This window comes from Martelella lutilitoris (assembly GCF_016598595.1).
Taxonomy (GTDB): Bacteria; Pseudomonadota; Alphaproteobacteria; order Rhizobiales; family Rhizobiaceae; genus Martelella; species Martelella lutilitoris_A.
Genome location: NZ_CP066786.1, coordinates 1,545,386 through 1,559,975, shown reverse-complemented (window position 1 = coordinate 1,559,975; position 14,590 = coordinate 1,545,386). Strand labels below are relative to the sequence as shown.

General features: G+C 62.2%; 15 protein-coding genes. 8 read left to right on the top strand and 7 right to left on the bottom strand.

The window, feature by feature from the left end; translation table 11 throughout:
- Positions 1–131 precede the first annotated feature (131 nt).
- Together JET14_RS07325 and JET14_RS07320 are read right to left on the bottom strand one after the other, a co-directional pair.
- Positions 132–851 (bottom strand): DUF899 family protein, encoded by a 720-nt coding sequence (locus tag JET14_RS07325; protein ID WP_200337442.1) that lies wholly within the window; start codon positions 849–851, stop codon positions 132–134.
- 103 nt (positions 852–954) lie between these two features.
- Entirely contained in the window at positions 955–1,782 is an 828-nt protein-coding gene (locus tag JET14_RS07320) for an inositol monophosphatase family protein (protein ID WP_200337441.1), read from the bottom strand.
- 295 nt (positions 1,783–2,077) lie between these two features.
- Between JET14_RS07320 and rpsD the strand changes: the two genes are divergently transcribed.
- From rpsD to gndA, 4 genes are all read left to right on the top strand, one after another.
- Positions 2,078–2,695, top strand: a complete 618-nt coding sequence (rpsD, locus tag JET14_RS07315; RefSeq protein WP_200337440.1) for a 30S ribosomal protein S4 — start codon at positions 2,078–2,080, stop codon at positions 2,693–2,695.
- A 108-nt stretch (positions 2,696–2,803) separates the two neighbouring features.
- Positions 2,804–3,730, top strand: coding sequence for a glutaminase (locus JET14_RS07310; protein WP_200337439.1), 927 nt, complete (start codon positions 2,804–2,806; stop codon positions 3,728–3,730).
- Between the two features lie 45 nt (positions 3,731–3,775).
- Positions 3,776–4,633, top strand: a complete 858-nt coding sequence (ttcA, locus tag JET14_RS07305) for a tRNA 2-thiocytidine(32) synthetase TtcA (protein ID WP_246750548.1) — start codon at positions 3,776–3,778, stop codon at positions 4,631–4,633.
- Positions 4,634–4,796: 163 nt separating this feature from the next.
- The gene (gene gndA / locus JET14_RS07300) at positions 4,797–6,221 is read left to right on the top strand and encodes an NADP-dependent phosphogluconate dehydrogenase (protein WP_200337437.1); all 1,425 of its coding nucleotides are present in this window, start codon (positions 4,797–4,799) and stop codon (positions 6,219–6,221) included.
- Between the two features lie 106 nt (positions 6,222–6,327).
- Here the strand turns inward: gndA and JET14_RS07295 are convergent, their stop codons facing one another.
- On the bottom strand, positions 6,328–7,401 hold the full coding sequence (locus JET14_RS07295) for a GGDEF domain-containing protein (RefSeq protein WP_200337436.1): 1,074 nt from the start codon (positions 7,399–7,401) through the stop codon (positions 6,328–6,330).
- Positions 7,402–7,707: 306 nt separating this feature from the next.
- Here JET14_RS07295 and JET14_RS07290 point away from each other — a divergent pair, with 306 nt between their 5' ends.
- The 3 genes from JET14_RS07290 to JET14_RS07280 are packed head-to-tail and all read left to right on the top strand — an operon-like array spanning position 7,708 to position 10,263.
- Complete coding sequence (locus JET14_RS07290) at positions 7,708–8,397, top strand: fumarylacetoacetate hydrolase family protein (RefSeq protein ID WP_200337435.1); 690 nt, start codon at positions 7,708–7,710, stop codon at positions 8,395–8,397.
- A 31-nt stretch (positions 8,398–8,428) separates the two neighbouring features.
- Complete coding sequence (locus JET14_RS07285; protein ID WP_200337434.1) at positions 8,429–8,974, top strand: gamma carbonic anhydrase family protein; 546 nt, start codon at positions 8,429–8,431, stop codon at positions 8,972–8,974.
- Positions 8,971–10,263 carry a GGDEF domain-containing protein gene (locus JET14_RS07280; protein ID WP_200337433.1) on the top strand — a complete coding sequence of 431 codons (1,293 nt, stop codon included), beginning with the start codon at positions 8,971–8,973 and terminating at the stop codon, positions 10,261–10,263. The genes JET14_RS07285 and JET14_RS07280 overlap by 4 nt, the downstream gene beginning before the upstream one ends.
- 16 nt (positions 10,264–10,279) lie before the next feature.
- Here the strand turns inward: JET14_RS07280 and JET14_RS07275 are convergent, their stop codons facing one another.
- From JET14_RS07275 to JET14_RS07265, 3 genes are read right to left on the bottom strand one after another with little or no spacing between them, the layout of a single operon-like run.
- A complete protein-coding gene (locus JET14_RS07275; RefSeq protein ID WP_024708025.1) occupies positions 10,280–10,678 on the bottom strand; it encodes a Fur family transcriptional regulator in 399 nt (132 codons plus the stop codon).
- Positions 10,679–10,697: 19 nt separating this feature from the next.
- Positions 10,698–11,492 carry a metal ABC transporter permease gene (locus JET14_RS07270; RefSeq protein ID WP_200337432.1) on the bottom strand — a complete coding sequence of 265 codons (795 nt, stop codon included), beginning with the start codon at positions 11,490–11,492 and terminating at the stop codon, positions 10,698–10,700.
- The gene (locus JET14_RS07265) at positions 11,485–12,279 is read right to left on the bottom strand and encodes an ATP-binding cassette domain-containing protein (protein WP_200338014.1); all 795 of its coding nucleotides are present in this window, start codon (positions 12,277–12,279) and stop codon (positions 11,485–11,487) included. The genes JET14_RS07270 and JET14_RS07265 overlap by 8 nt, the downstream gene beginning before the upstream one ends.
- Before the next feature lie 135 nt (positions 12,280–12,414).
- On the opposite strand from JET14_RS07265, the gene JET14_RS07260 reads away from it, so the two are divergent.
- Positions 12,415–13,440 carry a zinc ABC transporter substrate-binding protein gene (locus tag JET14_RS07260; RefSeq protein WP_200337431.1) on the top strand — a complete coding sequence of 342 codons (1,026 nt, stop codon included), beginning with the start codon at positions 12,415–12,417 and terminating at the stop codon, positions 13,438–13,440.
- An 86-nt stretch (positions 13,441–13,526) separates the two neighbouring features.
- Here the strand turns inward: JET14_RS07260 and mgrA are convergent, their stop codons facing one another.
- Positions 13,527–14,576, bottom strand: a complete 1,050-nt coding sequence (mgrA, locus tag JET14_RS07255; RefSeq protein WP_200337430.1) for an L-glyceraldehyde 3-phosphate reductase — start codon at positions 14,574–14,576, stop codon at positions 13,527–13,529.
- Positions 14,577–14,590: the final 14 nt, after the last annotated feature.

Genomic DNA, 14,590 nt, shown 5'->3' with positions numbered 1-14,590 from the left:
TGTTTTCAGCCTCGGTTGCGCCATGACAATGAACGAAAGCGCTTCCGGGAAAAGTGGATACCGGTTTTCCCGGAAGCGTCGTTTCAAAAGGTTAGACCGTCTTTTTTCCGTCCGAATGGATGTACGGCGGTCTAACCGCCGTTCCCGGCGGAGCAGCCGCAATAGGAGAGGCTCGGATACCAGTCCGCTCCCCTGCCTTCGGGCGTCAGGTCAAGCAAAACCCAGAGCGGGTCCATCTCGTCCGCCCCGCGCGGGTCCTGGCCCGGATCGGCCATGTCATTGGTCATTTCCTCGCTCCAGAAATGATGGATCGTCCCGTCGCGTCGCGTGAACACCGCAAAGCCCGGCTGGTCCCCATCCTCGGCGCTGACATAGGTGCGCGTGTAGGCCCCTTCCGTATCCGAATAGAACGGGATCTGCTTCCAGCCTCGGTCGATCTTCCATTGCAGCAGCCGTTCGATCGGCGAACGCGCGACGACGGCCACGCTGACGCGCTGCCGGAAATCCTCGATCTTGCCCTCCCAGGCGGCGATCAGAGATGTGCACATGGGGCACGGAGCCGCGCGCTGCGGCCCGAACATGAAACTGTAGATGACCAGCGTGTCCTTGTCGCCGAACAGGCTGGAAAGGGTCACCTCGCCTGACGGCCCGACAAAGGGATAGTCGCGCGGAACCTCGCCGCCCGCCGGCAATTGCCGGCGCAGCGCCGCGACGGCCTCATTTTGACGCCTCAGCCTGATCTCCTCCACCAGAAGCGCATTGCGCGCCTCGCGATAGGCTTCGCTCTCGTTCGGGAAGCGCGCCTTGTTCCTGCCCGCCAGTTCCTCGGCAGGTATCAATCCATCAGTCATCTCCGGTCCTCCTCGCAACGGCATGATTTATGTTGATATCAACATAAATCATGCCGTTTAGCAATGCTTTCGCGATACACCGGACCAGGCGGATCGAAATTTGCTAAAGCGTGAAGACCTTCTCCCGCAGCTCCCGCCAGCTCTCCTCGTCCGGCGCGCCGAGAATGCCGCCGTCGAGGTGGTCGGGACGGTAGGGCGAGCCGTCATAGCGGGCGATGTAGCCGCCCGCCTCCTGGCCGATCAGCACGCCGGCCAAATGGTCCCAGGGCATCAGCTTAAAATAGGTGATGAAATGCAGGCCGCCGGCGGCAAAGGCTCGGTATTCCACCGCCGCGCAGCGGTAGCTTGCGGCAAAGCGCAGCTTCACGGTGTTCGCCATCAGCTTGGCCCGCTTCTCGTTCGGCATGAAGGCGACCGAGGCCGTGCCAAGCATTTCCGGAAGCGCGACGGGAGCGGCAACCTTCATCCGGCTCGACGAGCCGTCGGCCCGCTTCAGCCATGTGCCGCCGCCCTTTTCCGCGATCATGAAATCATCGCCCATCGGATCGTAGATCAGACCGGCCACCGTCTCGCCCCTGGAGACGACCGCGACCATGACGCCAAAAGCGGAGATGCCGTGGGCAAAGTTGAACGTGCCGTCGATCGGATCGACGACCACGGCAAGCTCGGCATCCTTCAGCTTGTCAAGCAGCGACGGATCGGCGGCGACGCCCTCCTCGCCGATGAAGACGGCTTCCGGCAGGATCTTCTCGATGCCGGCCTTGATCACCCGCTCCGCGGCGGTATCGGCAATGGTGACGAGGTCGCTGGCCTCGGTCTTTTCCGCCACATCCTCGTCGCCCAGCTTGCGAAAGCGCGGCAGGATCTCCTGCTTTGCGGCGTCGCGCATCAGCCCGGCGATGGCGTCGAGCGTTTCGGAAGTCAAATTCATCTGCTGAAATCCCTTTGGCATAAACTGACACCGGTTAAATCACGCCCGAGCCCGCAAAGTCCATGGCCGGAGGGCCAAAGCGTCGCGCTTTGTCGTTGACATTTTCAAGAAACCCGACTATCTCCGCGCCAACAACGGCCTTGGGCCGATGTTTCACCGACATGTCCCGTGGTTTTCCGGGCGCTTTTTTCCGCGAAAACCTGTCAGGATCTTCCCTCGGGAGGAACCAAAGGAGGGCGTGTTTCCTTGGAGCCGGCGAAGGTCGGTTCTTTTGTTATGACTTAAAGGAAATACGATGAGCAAGCGCGAATCGTCCAAGCATAAAATCGACCGCCGTATGGGCGAAAACATCTGGGGCCGTCCCAAGTCCCCGGTCAATCGCCGCGAATACGGCCCCGGCCAGCACGGCCAGCGCCGCAAGGGCAAGCTCTCCGACTTCGGCGTGCAGCTGCGCGCCAAGCAGAAGCTGAAGGGCTATTACGGCGAACTGCGCGAAAAGCAGTTCCTGGCCATCTTCGAGGAAGCCAACCGCCGCAAGGGCGACACCGGTGAAAACCTGGTCGGCCTGCTGGAAAGCCGCCTCGACGCGATCGTCTACCGCGCCAAGTTCGTTCCGACGGTCTTTGCTGCCCGTCAGTTCGTCAACCATGGCCACGTCACGGTCAACGGCACCAGGGTCAACATCGGTTCCTACCGCTGCCAGCCGGGCGACGTCATCGAGGTTCGCGAGCGCTCCAAGCAGCTTGCCAGCGTTCTCGAGGCAACCCAGCTCGCCGAGCGCGACGTTCCGGAATATATCGACGCCGATCATTCCAAGATGGTTGCGACCTACGTACGGGTTCCGGCGCTTGCCGATATCCCCTACCCGGTCATCATGGAACCGAACCTCGTCGTCGAATTCTATTCGCGCTGATTTTTCTCACGCGGATTGCACTTCGAAAAGCCGCTCCTCCGGGGCGGCTTTTCTTTTGTCTGGTGCATGTTGCGTTTAGTGTGGGTATCAAACCCCGAGAGGACGACCATGGACCTGCAGGCCATTGCCGACGACATTGTGCGCGATCTCAGCCCCAGGCTCGGCGAGGGCAAGGTGGCCGACTATATTCCCGAACTCGCCAAGGTGGATCCGAAGCAGCTCGGCATCGCGATCACTACCGTCGACGGCAAGACCTATCGCGCCGGTGACGCGGAGACCGCCTTCTCGGTGCAGAGCATTTCCAAGGTGTTCATGCTGACGCTGGCGCTCGGCAAGGTGGGCGAGACGATCTGGCGCCGCGTCGGGCGCGAGCCCTCGGGTTCGGCCTTCAACTCGATCATCCAGCTGGAGCACGAGCACGGCATCCCCCGCAATCCCTTCATCAATGCCGGCGCCATCGTGGTCTCCGACATCGTGCTGGCCGGCCACCGCCCGCGCGAGGCAATCGGCGAGTTCCTGCGTTTCATGCATTATGTCGCCAATGACGAGAGCCTCTATATTGACGAGGCGGTGGCCCGATCCGAGCAGCGCACCGGCTATCGCAACTTCGCGCTCGCCAATTTCATGCGCGGCTTCGACAATCTTGAACACCCCGTCGACCATGTGCTCGGCGTCTATTTTCACCAATGCGCGCTTGCCATGAACTGCGTCCAGCTTTCCCATGCCGGCCTGTTCCTTGCCAATCGCGGTACCAATCCGCTGACGGGCTTTTCCGTCGTTTCGCCCAGGCGCGCACGGCGCATCAGCGCGATCATGCTGACCTGCGGCCATTATGACGGCTCCGGCGATTTCGCCTTCCGGGTCGGCCTGCCTGGCAAATCGGGCGTCGGCGGCGGCATTCTCGCCGTTGCCCCCGGCAGGGCCTCGATCGCCGTCTGGTCGCCGGGGCTTGACGAGACCGGCAATTCTCTGCTTGGCAGCATTGCGCTGGAAATGCTGGCCGCGCGCACCGGCTGGTCGGTGTTCGGCACCTGAGCGGAACGGCCGGCGATGCAAATGCTGAATGAAAGAAACGACACCATGAGCGACGCAGAGACCCTCGACGAGATCACGCCGGAAGACAGTGCCTTCCGCGCGCTGTTTGCCGATGCGCCCTCCTCGGTCAGCTTCCAGCGGTTGCGCAAGCGGCTGTTGCGGCAGGTGCGTCAGGCGATCTCCGACTTTTCCATGCTTGAAGGCCAAAAGCGCTGGCTGGTCGCGCTTTCCGGCGGCAAGGACAGTTACGGACTTCTCGCCGTGCTGATGGAGCTGAAATGGCGCGGGCTGTTGCCGGTCGAACTGATCGCCTGCAATCTCGATCAGGGCCAGCCGAACTTTCCCAAACATGTCCTGCCCGACTATCTCGAAAGCCTCGGGATCAAATACCGGATCGAGTACAAGGACACCTATTCGATCGTCACCGACAAGCTTGCGCCGGGCTCCACCTACTGCTCGCTCTGCTCCAGGCTCCGGCGCGGCCATCTCTACCGGATCGCACGCGAGGAGGGCTGCGACGCCCTCGTCCTCGGCCATCACCGTGAGGATATCCTCGAAACCTTCTTCATGAATCTCTTCCACGGCGGCCGGCTTGCCACCATGCCCGCGAAGCTCCTGAATGATGACGGCGACCTGACGCTGCTTCGCCCGCTTGCCTATGCGGCCGAGGACGATCTGGCGCGCTTTGCCGAGGCCATGCGCTTTCCCATCATACCCTGCGACCTCTGCGGCTCGCAGGACGGGTTGGAACGCAACGCCATGAAAAAGATGCTGGCCGACATGGAGACGCGCATGCCCGGCCGCAAGGAGGTGATGCTGCGGGCGCTCTGCAATGCGAATCCATCGCATCTTCTCGATCCGAAGCTATTTGATTTTGCCGGACTACGGCCTCAAACCGATTGAACGCCGCCCGCCCGCAGAGGCCGTTTCCGGCCCGCGATATTATGTCAGTTTCACTAAACTTTCGGTCATCTTCCTGAAAATAGACGGTTCCGCGCCTCGCGGCCTTGCCGTTTGTCTGCCACGATGCCACAAAAGGCCACCATCAAACACGAGAGGTGATGTCGTGGAAAAAGCAGAAATCGGCCTGATTGGTCTGGGTGTCATGGGCTCCAACCTCGCCCTGAACATTGCCGAAAAAGGCAACAGAATCGCCGTTTACAACCGCACGGTCGACAAGACGCGCGCCTTTTACGCAGGCGCCGGCGACCTTCAGAAAAACATTGTTCCGACCGAAACGCTTTCGGAATTCGTGGCCGCCATCCGCCCGCCGCGACCGCTCATCATCATGATCAAGGCCGGCGATCCGGTCGATCAGGAAATCGAAAAGCTGCGCCCCTATCTCGGCAATGGCGACATCATCATCGATGCCGGCAATGCGAATTTCCATGACACCCGCCGCCGCTTCCAGGAGCTGGAAGGCACGGGCCTGACATTTATCGGCATGGGCGTTTCCGGCGGCGAGGAAGGCGCGCGTCACGGTCCCTCGATCATGGTCGGGGGCACGGAAGACAGCTATGCCCGCGTCGAGAAAGTGTTGACCTCGATCTCGGCGAAATATGCCGACGACCCGTGCTGCGCCTGGCTTGGCCCGGACGGCGCCGGCCACTTCGTCAAGACCATCCATAACGGCATCGAATATGCCGACATGCAGATGATCGCCGAAATCTACGGCATCCTGCGCGACGGCGTCGGCATGAGCGCCTCGGAAATCGCCCATGTCTTCAGCGAATGGAACAATGGCCGCCTGAACTCCTTCCTGATCGAGATCACCGCCAAGGTGCTGACGGCGACCGATCCGGAAACCGGCAAGGCCATGCCCGACATCATCGTCGATGCCGCCGGGCAGAAGGGCACCGGCCGCTGGTCGGCGATCGAGGCGCAGCAGCTTGCCGTGCCGGCCACGGTGATCGAGGCCGCCGTTGCCGCCCGTTGCCTTTCGGCGATGCGCGGCGAGCGCAAGGCGGCCGAGCCGATGTTCAACAAGGAAGAGCTCGAATTCAGCATTCCGCCAGGTCCCTGGCTCAACCGTGACCTGGAACTGGCGCTCTTCGCCGCCAAGATCGCGGCTTACGCGCAGGGCTTCGACGTCATGGCCTCGGCATCGGAAGAATACAGCTGGAACCTGCCGATGCCCGAGATCGCCCGCATCTGGCGCGCTGGCTGCATCATCCGTTCGCAGTTCCTCGACGAGATCACCAAGGCTTTCTCCGAAACGCCGGATGTCGCCAACCTGATCGTAACGCCTGCCTTTGCCGCCATGGTCAACGAGTGCCTGCCGTCGCTGCGCCGCATTGTCGCCGCCGCGACCTCCGCCGGCCTTCCGGTTCCGGGTCTCGCCTCGGCGCTCACCTATTTCGACGCCTATCGCCAGTCGCGCGGCACCGCCAACCTGATCCAGGCACAGCGCGACTTCTTCGGCGCCCATGGGTTCGACCGTCTCGACGGCCTCGACATCCATCACGGCCCCTGGGGCAGCGGCGCGGCCTGAGGAAGGGGCGTCGCACGATCATGAAACGGAAAAAGCCCCGCCGGCGCGGGGCTTTTTTTTCTGCAAGGTTCTCGTTCTGCGGGGCTCCCGGAACAGCGAAGAGCGGCTACTCCGCGTGGATCGCCACGCGATTGCGGCCATCGCGCTTGGCCTCGTAAAGCGCCTTGTCGGCATTCTTGATCACCGGATAGACCGAGGGCTCATCTTCGGACGACTGGGCGACGCCGGCGCTGACCGTTACGGTGACGTCGCCGCCGAAAACCTCGCCGGCAAGCTGTTGCCTGATATCTTCTGCAATGCGCGCGGCATTGCTCAGGAGCGCATCATTGAGGATGACGCAGAACTCCTCGCCGCCGTAACGCACCACCAGGTCGCTTCCGCGGATGCGCCGCGAAATGATTTCGGCAAAGCGCGCCAGCACGGCATCGCCAAAACTGTGGCCGTGCGTATCATTGACGGTCTTGAAATGGTCGAGGTCGAACATGATGACGCAGAAGAGTTCGGTCGTGTCGTGGTTCGGATTGCGCCGCTCCAGCACTTCCAGCGCCCGCCGGTTGGAAAGGCCGGTCAGCGCATCGCGTTCGGCAAGCTCCTTGAAGGTGTTGTGCTCGACTTCGCGGTTTTCTTCCATCGCCAGGAGATAGCCGAGAATCATCGTGCCGAGCACATTCCTGACAATCAGCACCGGCAAGGACTTCGCCGCCGTGTTGATCACGAAATCGAGCGGCATCAGAAGAACGCTGGAAAGGCTGAGAGAAATCGCAAGCCCGAGAAGCGCAAGGTTGCCAAGATCGCGCCTCGAGCCGCGAATGCGCACGAAGACGAGCGCGATGACGGCGGCCATGATGATGCTGACCGTTCCGGGCAGCATGCCGGCGCCGCCAATGGATATTCTGACGGCGACGGCGACGATGCAGGCAATCAGCGCCGCCCAGAAGCCGCCGAAAAGCGCGGCCAGGCCCACCATGACAACGCGGATGTCAACGATGATGCCGGGACCGACCACCAGCGGATCGATCATGGTTATGGCTGCGCCAAAGCTGAAGAGGACGCCGATCGCGGGCCCCGACCAGAGCGACGGCAAGCGAGAGCGCAGGATGGCGCGGTAGGTCAGAATGACCAATGCGGCCAAACCCACTTTCTCCAGCATGCTCGCGAGAATACCGAAACTCTCTATCATCAGTCGCTGTCCCGCTTTCCGGTTTTTCGCCCGTTCTCATGATCCGGCAAGAACGACGGTTGATGCCTCCCGTGCCGAAAACGCCTCGCGGCGCCGCAGCTCTGCTTCATCGACAACTTTTCGGGGGTACTCATCACGCTATCGGGGCGTTGGTACGGTTAATGCCCCGGTCACTACAAGTAAAAAATGTCCATAAAGGCTAACCATCCCCTGCTCAATCCCTTTATACGATGCCGGCCGGCTTGATCGGCAGCGCGGAATGGCACAAAACTCGAGGCACCGCTGAAGCAGAAAGAAAGCCCGGCAATGTCAGCAACCGTATTTCCTCCGCCGCCCGCCACAAATCTTCCGATCATCGGACTGGCAGAGCGCTTCCCCGTTCGCCGCGTCTATTGTGTCGGACGCAACTACGCGGCCCATGCGGTGGAAATGGGACACGACCCTGATCGCGAAGCGCCGTTCTTCTTCCAGAAAAACCCCGATAACCTGCTTCTGCCGGGCCTTTCCTTTCCCTATCCGAGCCGCTCGGCGAATGTGCACCACGAGGTCGAGTGTTATGTGGCGCTCCAGGCCGGCGGCAGCGATATCAACCTTGAGGAGGCTCTCGACTGTATCTACGGCTATGGCGTCGCAGTGGATTTCACGCGACGCGATATCCAGGACGAGGCCAAGGCGAAGGGCCGGCCCTGGGAGATGGCGAAGGCCTTCGAGCATTCGGCGCCGGTATCCGAAATCGCGCGCGCTGCGGATATCGGCCATCCGGGCGCAGGCGCGATCACGCTTTATCGCAACGGCGCGGAAACCCAGCGCGGCGACCTCAGCCAGATGATCTGGAAAGTGCCGGAAATCATCGCGGAACTGTCTCGCTACGTCACGCTTGCGCCCGGCGACATCATCCTGACCGGAACGCCCTCCGGGGTGGGGCCGGTTTCGCGCGGCGACAGGATCGTTTGCGCGATCGACACTGTCGCAAAACTTGCATTCGACGTGATCTGATATACTCTCACGTTTCCCAGGAGGACGGAAATTGACGATTTACGCGCTCGGCGACCGCCGACCGACACTTCCCGCGCAAGGCGCATTCTGGATCGCACCCGATGCCGCGGTGATCGGCAACATCATCATCGGCGACGATGTCGGTATCTGGTTCAGGGCCGTGCTGCGCGGCGACAACGAACCGATCACCATCGGCGCCGGCAGCAACATACAGGACGGCGTGATGATCCACACCGACATGGGCGCGCCCGCGACCATCGGCAGGGGCTGCACGATCGGCCATCACGCCATCATTCACGGCTGCACGATCGGCGACAACAGCCTCGTGGGCATGGGCGCCACCATTCTCAACGGCGCGGTTATCGGCAGCAACTGCCTTGTCGGCGCCAATGCCCTGGTGACGGAAGGCAAGACCTTTCCCGACAACAGCCTTATCGTCGGCGCTCCGGCGAAGGCGGTGCGCACGCTCGATGCGGCCTCAATCGAGGGTCTGCGCCGCTCGGCGACAAGCTATCAGGAAAACTGGAAGCGGTTCGAACGCGAACTCACGGTTATCGGAAGCGGTTCAACCGGATGAATCCGTCGCCGTTCATCACCTTGCCGAAACGCGACCAGGCGCTTGACGAATTGATCGGCAGGCAGCTTTCGCGCAAGGGCTGGGTGCTGACATTTCCGCCGGAACTCGAAGAACGGTTCAATGCCCATATCCACGCCAGCCGCCATCGCCAGATCGTCCGCACTGCGCTGGTCGGCATCGCTTTTCTGTTTGCCTTCGTTATCGTCGACCTGGTCTACCGCCCGAACCTGATTGTGGAGCTCTCGATCATCCGGGCAGGCGTTATCGGGGTGCTGGTGGCAGCGCTGTCACTGGTGATCGCGCAGCGCCACGACACGCGACTGCCGGGACTGATGTCGATCCTCGGCATCTCCGTCGCCTCGCTCGGAGCCGGGTTGATGCTGGTTACGGTCGGCAATCCGATCGTGCGCTATGAGCCCTATACCTTCATTCTCGTCGCCGTCATCGCCAATATCGCCCTGCCCCTGCGCCCGCCCCAGGCGCTTCTGGCCTCGGGGATCAACTTCGCCATCGCCGTCTACTTCATCCTGCCTCTGCCGACGCTCACTTCCGACGAGAAGACCTCGCCGCTGATCTTTCTTCTGGCGACGACGACGCTGACGCTGCTCGCCAACCTTCGGATCGAGACCATTGAGCGAAAGATCTTCCTGCTTTACCTGCGCGAGAAGCTGCGCGGCGAGGCGCTCTTGAGCGAGTATCGCTCGCTCGATCATATCTCCAACACAGATGCGCTGACCGACCTTGCCAACCGGCGCCTGTTTGACGAATGCCTGCGGCAAAGCTGGGAGACGGCGCGGTTCAGCGGCGAGCCTCTCACCCTGCTGATGATCGATATCGATCACTTCAAGGGCTACAACGACACCTACGGCCATCCGGCCGGCGATGAGTGCCTCAAGCAGGTTGCCGCCGCGCTCAAGGCGAGCACGCGCGCCGAAAGCGACCTGCCGGCGCGTTTCGGCGGCGAGGAATTCGCGCTGGTGCTGCCGAACTGCGAGGAAAATGGCGGGCTGAAAATGGCCGGCCGGATCCACGAGGCCATCGCCCGGATCGACATCCCGCATGCGACAAGTCCGCTGAAGCGGCTCTCCGTCTCGATTGGCGTTGCGACCGAACGCCCCTCCAGGACGCATCACGAACCCCGCAGCCTGCTGATACGGGCGGACCGGGCGCTCTATGCGGCCAAACAGGCAGGCCGCAACCTGACCTCTCTCGACAATCCGGGCGAGGAAGACCGGCAGCCTTCGGCGGCAAAAAGCGGTAGCGGCACGGCCGAGCAAAAAGCTTCCTGACCGGCGCGTATGCCATTCAGCTTCGGCAGGCCTCGCACAGGCCGCGCATTTCCACCGTCATCCGCTCGGGCCTGAATTTCCTGCTCTGCGCCAGCGCCGCCAGCGCATGCTCGATTTCATGGGCATGGAACTCGATCACCGCGCCGCACCCCTCGCAGATGGCAAAGGCGGTCATGCCGTGATGGGTGCAGTCCTCGTCCGGATGGGCGCAGGCGACATAGGCATTCATGCTCTCCAGCCGGTGCACCATGCCGGCATCGGTGAGTTTGTCGAGCGCGCGATAGACCTGAAGCGGCGCCTTGAAACCGTGATCCCTCAGCCTGTCGAGGATGGTGTAGGCGCTGAGCGGCCCGTCGCTGCCGGAAAGGCAATCGAAGACGAGAGACTGGTTGCGCGTCAATTTACGGGTGGCTATGGGCATCGGAAAACCTCCTTCATGCGCGTCGGACTGCAAGAGGCGCCAGGCCGGCAACGAAAAGCAGCATCGCGGCAACGACGATCGAGGGTCCAGAGGGCGTATCGTAATACAGCGAAGCGTAAAGGCCCATCACCACCGAGACAGCGCCGATCATCGAGGCGATCATCGCCATGGCCTCCGGCGTCCGGGCAAAGCGGCGCGCGGTCGCTGCCGGCACGATCAGCAGCGACGTGATCAGCATGATGCCGACGATCTTCATGGCGATCGCAATCACCAGCGCCATCAGCAGCATGAAGACAAAGCGCGCCGTCTCGGGCCGCAGGCCTTCCGCCTGCGCGATTTCCGGCGAGACGGTCGCGGCGAGCAGCGGCCGCCACAGGGCGATGATCGCGCCGACGACGACCAGGCCACCCAGCCAGACGATGGCAATATCGGCACGCGTCACCGACAGGATGTCGCCGAAGAGAAAGCTGATGAGGTCGACCCGGACCCAGGTGAGGAAGGAAACGATCACCAACCCGACGGCGAGTGTCGAATGGGCGAGAATGCCAAGCAGGCTGTCGGTGGAAAGCGCCCGTCGGCGCTCCAGCAGAATGAGCAGGACCGAAATCGCCGTCGCGACCACGAAGACGCTGAGGGTGAGGTTGACGGCAAAGAGCAGCGAGAGCGCCACGCCGAGCAATGCCGAGTGCGCCATGGTATCGCCGAAATAGGCCATCTTCCGCCAGATGATGAAGCAGCCGAGCGGCCCCGCCATCAGGGCAACGCCGATGCCAGCAATCAGCGCGCGGGTGAAGAAATCGTCAAGCATGGGATTTCTCGCCGTCAGGATGCGCGTGGTGACCGTCCTGCGGATGACAATGGTCGGTCAACGAGCCATCGGCATGGCGCACCCGGCCGTCCGGCATATGGGTGTGGTCGTGATGATGGCGGTAAAGTGCCAGCGCGCCCGATGCCCGCCCGCCGAACAGCGCCTGATAGGCCTCGCTGCCGCTGACGGCCTGCGGCGTCCCCGTGCAGCAGACATGGCCGTTGAGACAGACCACCGTATCGGTCTGCGCCATCACCACATGCAGGTCGTGCGAAATCATCAACACGCCGCAGTCCTGGCGGTCACGGATCTTCGAGATCAGCTCGTAAAGCGCAATCTCGCCGGAATAGTCGACGCCCTGCACCGGTTCGTCGAGCACCAGCAGATCCGGTCTGCGGGCGATTGCCCGGGCCAGAAGCGCCCGCTGGAACTCGCCGCCCGACAGGGTTTGAACGCTTGCCTCTTCCATATGAGACAGGCCGACCGCCTCCAGCGCCTCGGAGATCTCCGCGCGCGACAGCGATCCCGTGACCGTCATCAGCCGACGGACGGTCAACGGCAGCGAGTGATCGATATTGAGCTTCTGCGGCACATAGCCGATCTTCAGGCGGGACGCGCGCCACACCCTGCCCTCGTCCGGCTCGAACACGCCGATCGCCATCTTCGCGCTCGTCGATTTGCCGGCGCCGTTCGGCCCGATCAGGGTGACGATCTCACCGCGGCGCACATCGAAGCTGACGCCGCGCACCAGAAAGCGCCCCTCGCGCCTGATCCCGGCATCCTGCATCGAAACCAGCAGTCCGGCCTCGTCATTGGTCTTGGTCAATTTGTGAAAACTCCGTCTTGCGGCGTTCTATGACATACGTTATAGCATTACGCAATTGATGTAATAACATTACATTCCCATGCAAGTGAGGTCCTGATGAAATCCCTTCATACGCTTCTTCTCGCAACGGTTGCCGTTTCGGCCGCAGGCGCCGCCATCGCGGACGACAACCTGAAGGTGGTCACATCGATCAAGCCGCTCTATTCGCTGGCAACTGCAATCACGGCCGGAACGGAGACCGAGACGACGCTTCTGGTCAAGGGCGCGGCCTCGCCGCACACCTACAGCATGGCTCCCTCCGAGGCCCGCGCCCTGCAGGAGGCCGACGTCGTGTTCTGGATCGGACCGGCGCTCGAGCACTTCCTCGACAAGCCGCTCGAGGCGCTCGGCGGCAATGCCGAGATCGTCGAGCTGGAGGAAGCCCCCGGCGTGGAAACGCTGGAACCGCGCGAGGGCGGCGCCTTCGACGTTCATGACCACGATCATGAAGGCCACAACGATCATGACGAGGATGCGCATGCCGAGCACGACCACGACGACCATGTCGAAGCCGGAGACGAGCACGAGCACGAGCACGAAGAAGCCGGACACCATCATGACGGAGAAGTCGACCCGCATATGTGGCTCGATCCGGTGAATGCACGGGCCTTCGCCGCCGCCATGGCCGAAACCCTGTCTCAACGCGACCCCGCCAACGCCGAAATCTATGCGGACAATGCCGCGAAACTGGAGACCAGACTCGACGAACTGACCACCGGCATCCAGGCCCAGATCGACAGCGTTCCGGCAAAACCCTATGTGGTCTTCCACGACGCCTATCACTATTTCGGTCATCGCTTCGGCGTCGAGGCGGCAGGTTCGATCACCGTCAATCCGGAAGCGACGCCGAGCGCCCAGCGCATTCGCGAAATCCACGAAAAGCTGACGGAACTGGGAGCGGCCTGCGTCTTCTCCGAACCGCAATTCCCGCCGAAAATCATCGACGCGGTAATCGAGGGAACCGACGCCCGCACCGGCATTCTCGACCCCCTGGGCGCCGGCCTTGAAGACGGACCCGACCTCTACTTCGTTCTGCTGGAAAACCTGGCCGGCAATCTGACCGACTGCTTTGTGGCCGAATAAAACGCCATGAAGACTTCCCCCGGGCACGCGCATGGTCGGGGGAAGTGGCCTGCGGGTGTCGTAGCTGCCACCCGCAGGCTTTTTTTTTATTTCTTGCGTTCGGGGCCTTTCCGCTCGGCCGATCTCGCCCAGATGTTGATATTGGCGTCGAGCGCGTAGGTATCGATTTCCGCCAGTTCGGCATCGGTGAAATCGGGATTGTCGAGGGCTGCCACGCAGTCGGTCACCTGTTCGGGACGGCTCGCGCCGATCAGCGCCGTCGTTACCCGGCCCTTGCGCAGCACCCAGGCGAGCGCCATCTGCGCCAGCGTCTGGCCGCGCCGCTCGGCGATCGCGTTCAGCGCGCGGATATGGGCGATCGTCTCGTCCTTCAGGAAGGCCTGCTGCAGCGACTTGCCCTGGGCGGCGCGGCTGTCTTCAGGGATGCCGTTCAGATATTTGGACGTCAGCATGCCCTGCGCGAGCGGCGAGAACACGATCGAGCCGAGGCCGAGTTCCTCCAGCGTATCGAGAAGCCCGTCATCCTCGACCCAGCGGTTGATCATCGAATAGCTCGGCTGGTGGATGACGAAGGGCGTTTTCAGTTCCTTCAGGATCGCATAGGCCTCGCGGGTGCGCAGCGAATTATAGGACGAGATACCCACGTAAAGCGCCCTCCCCGAACGGACGATATGGTCGAGCGCCAGCATGGTTTCCTCAAGCGGCGTGTCGGGATCGAAGCGGTGCGAGTAGAAGATGTCGACATAGTCGAGACCGAGCCGTTTCAGGCTCTGGTCGCAGGAGGCGATCATGTATTTGCGGCTGCCCCATTCGCCATAGGGACCCGGCCACATGCCGTAACCCGCCTTTGACGAGATGATCATTTCATCGCGCAGGCCGGCGAACTCCTTCTTCAGGATCGAGCCGAAAGCCGTCTCGGCGGTGCCCGCCGGCGGGCCGTAATTGTTGGCGAGATCGAAATGGGTAATGCCGCTGTCAAACGCCGTCTGGCAGATCGCGACCTTGCGCTCGCGCGGCGTGTCGTCGCCGAAATTGTGCCAGAGCCCCAGCGAGATCGCCGGCAGTTTCAGGCCGGAATTGCCGCAGCGGTTATATTTCATCGTGTCATAGCGGGTTTCGGACGGTGTCCAGCTCATTATTGTCATCCTGA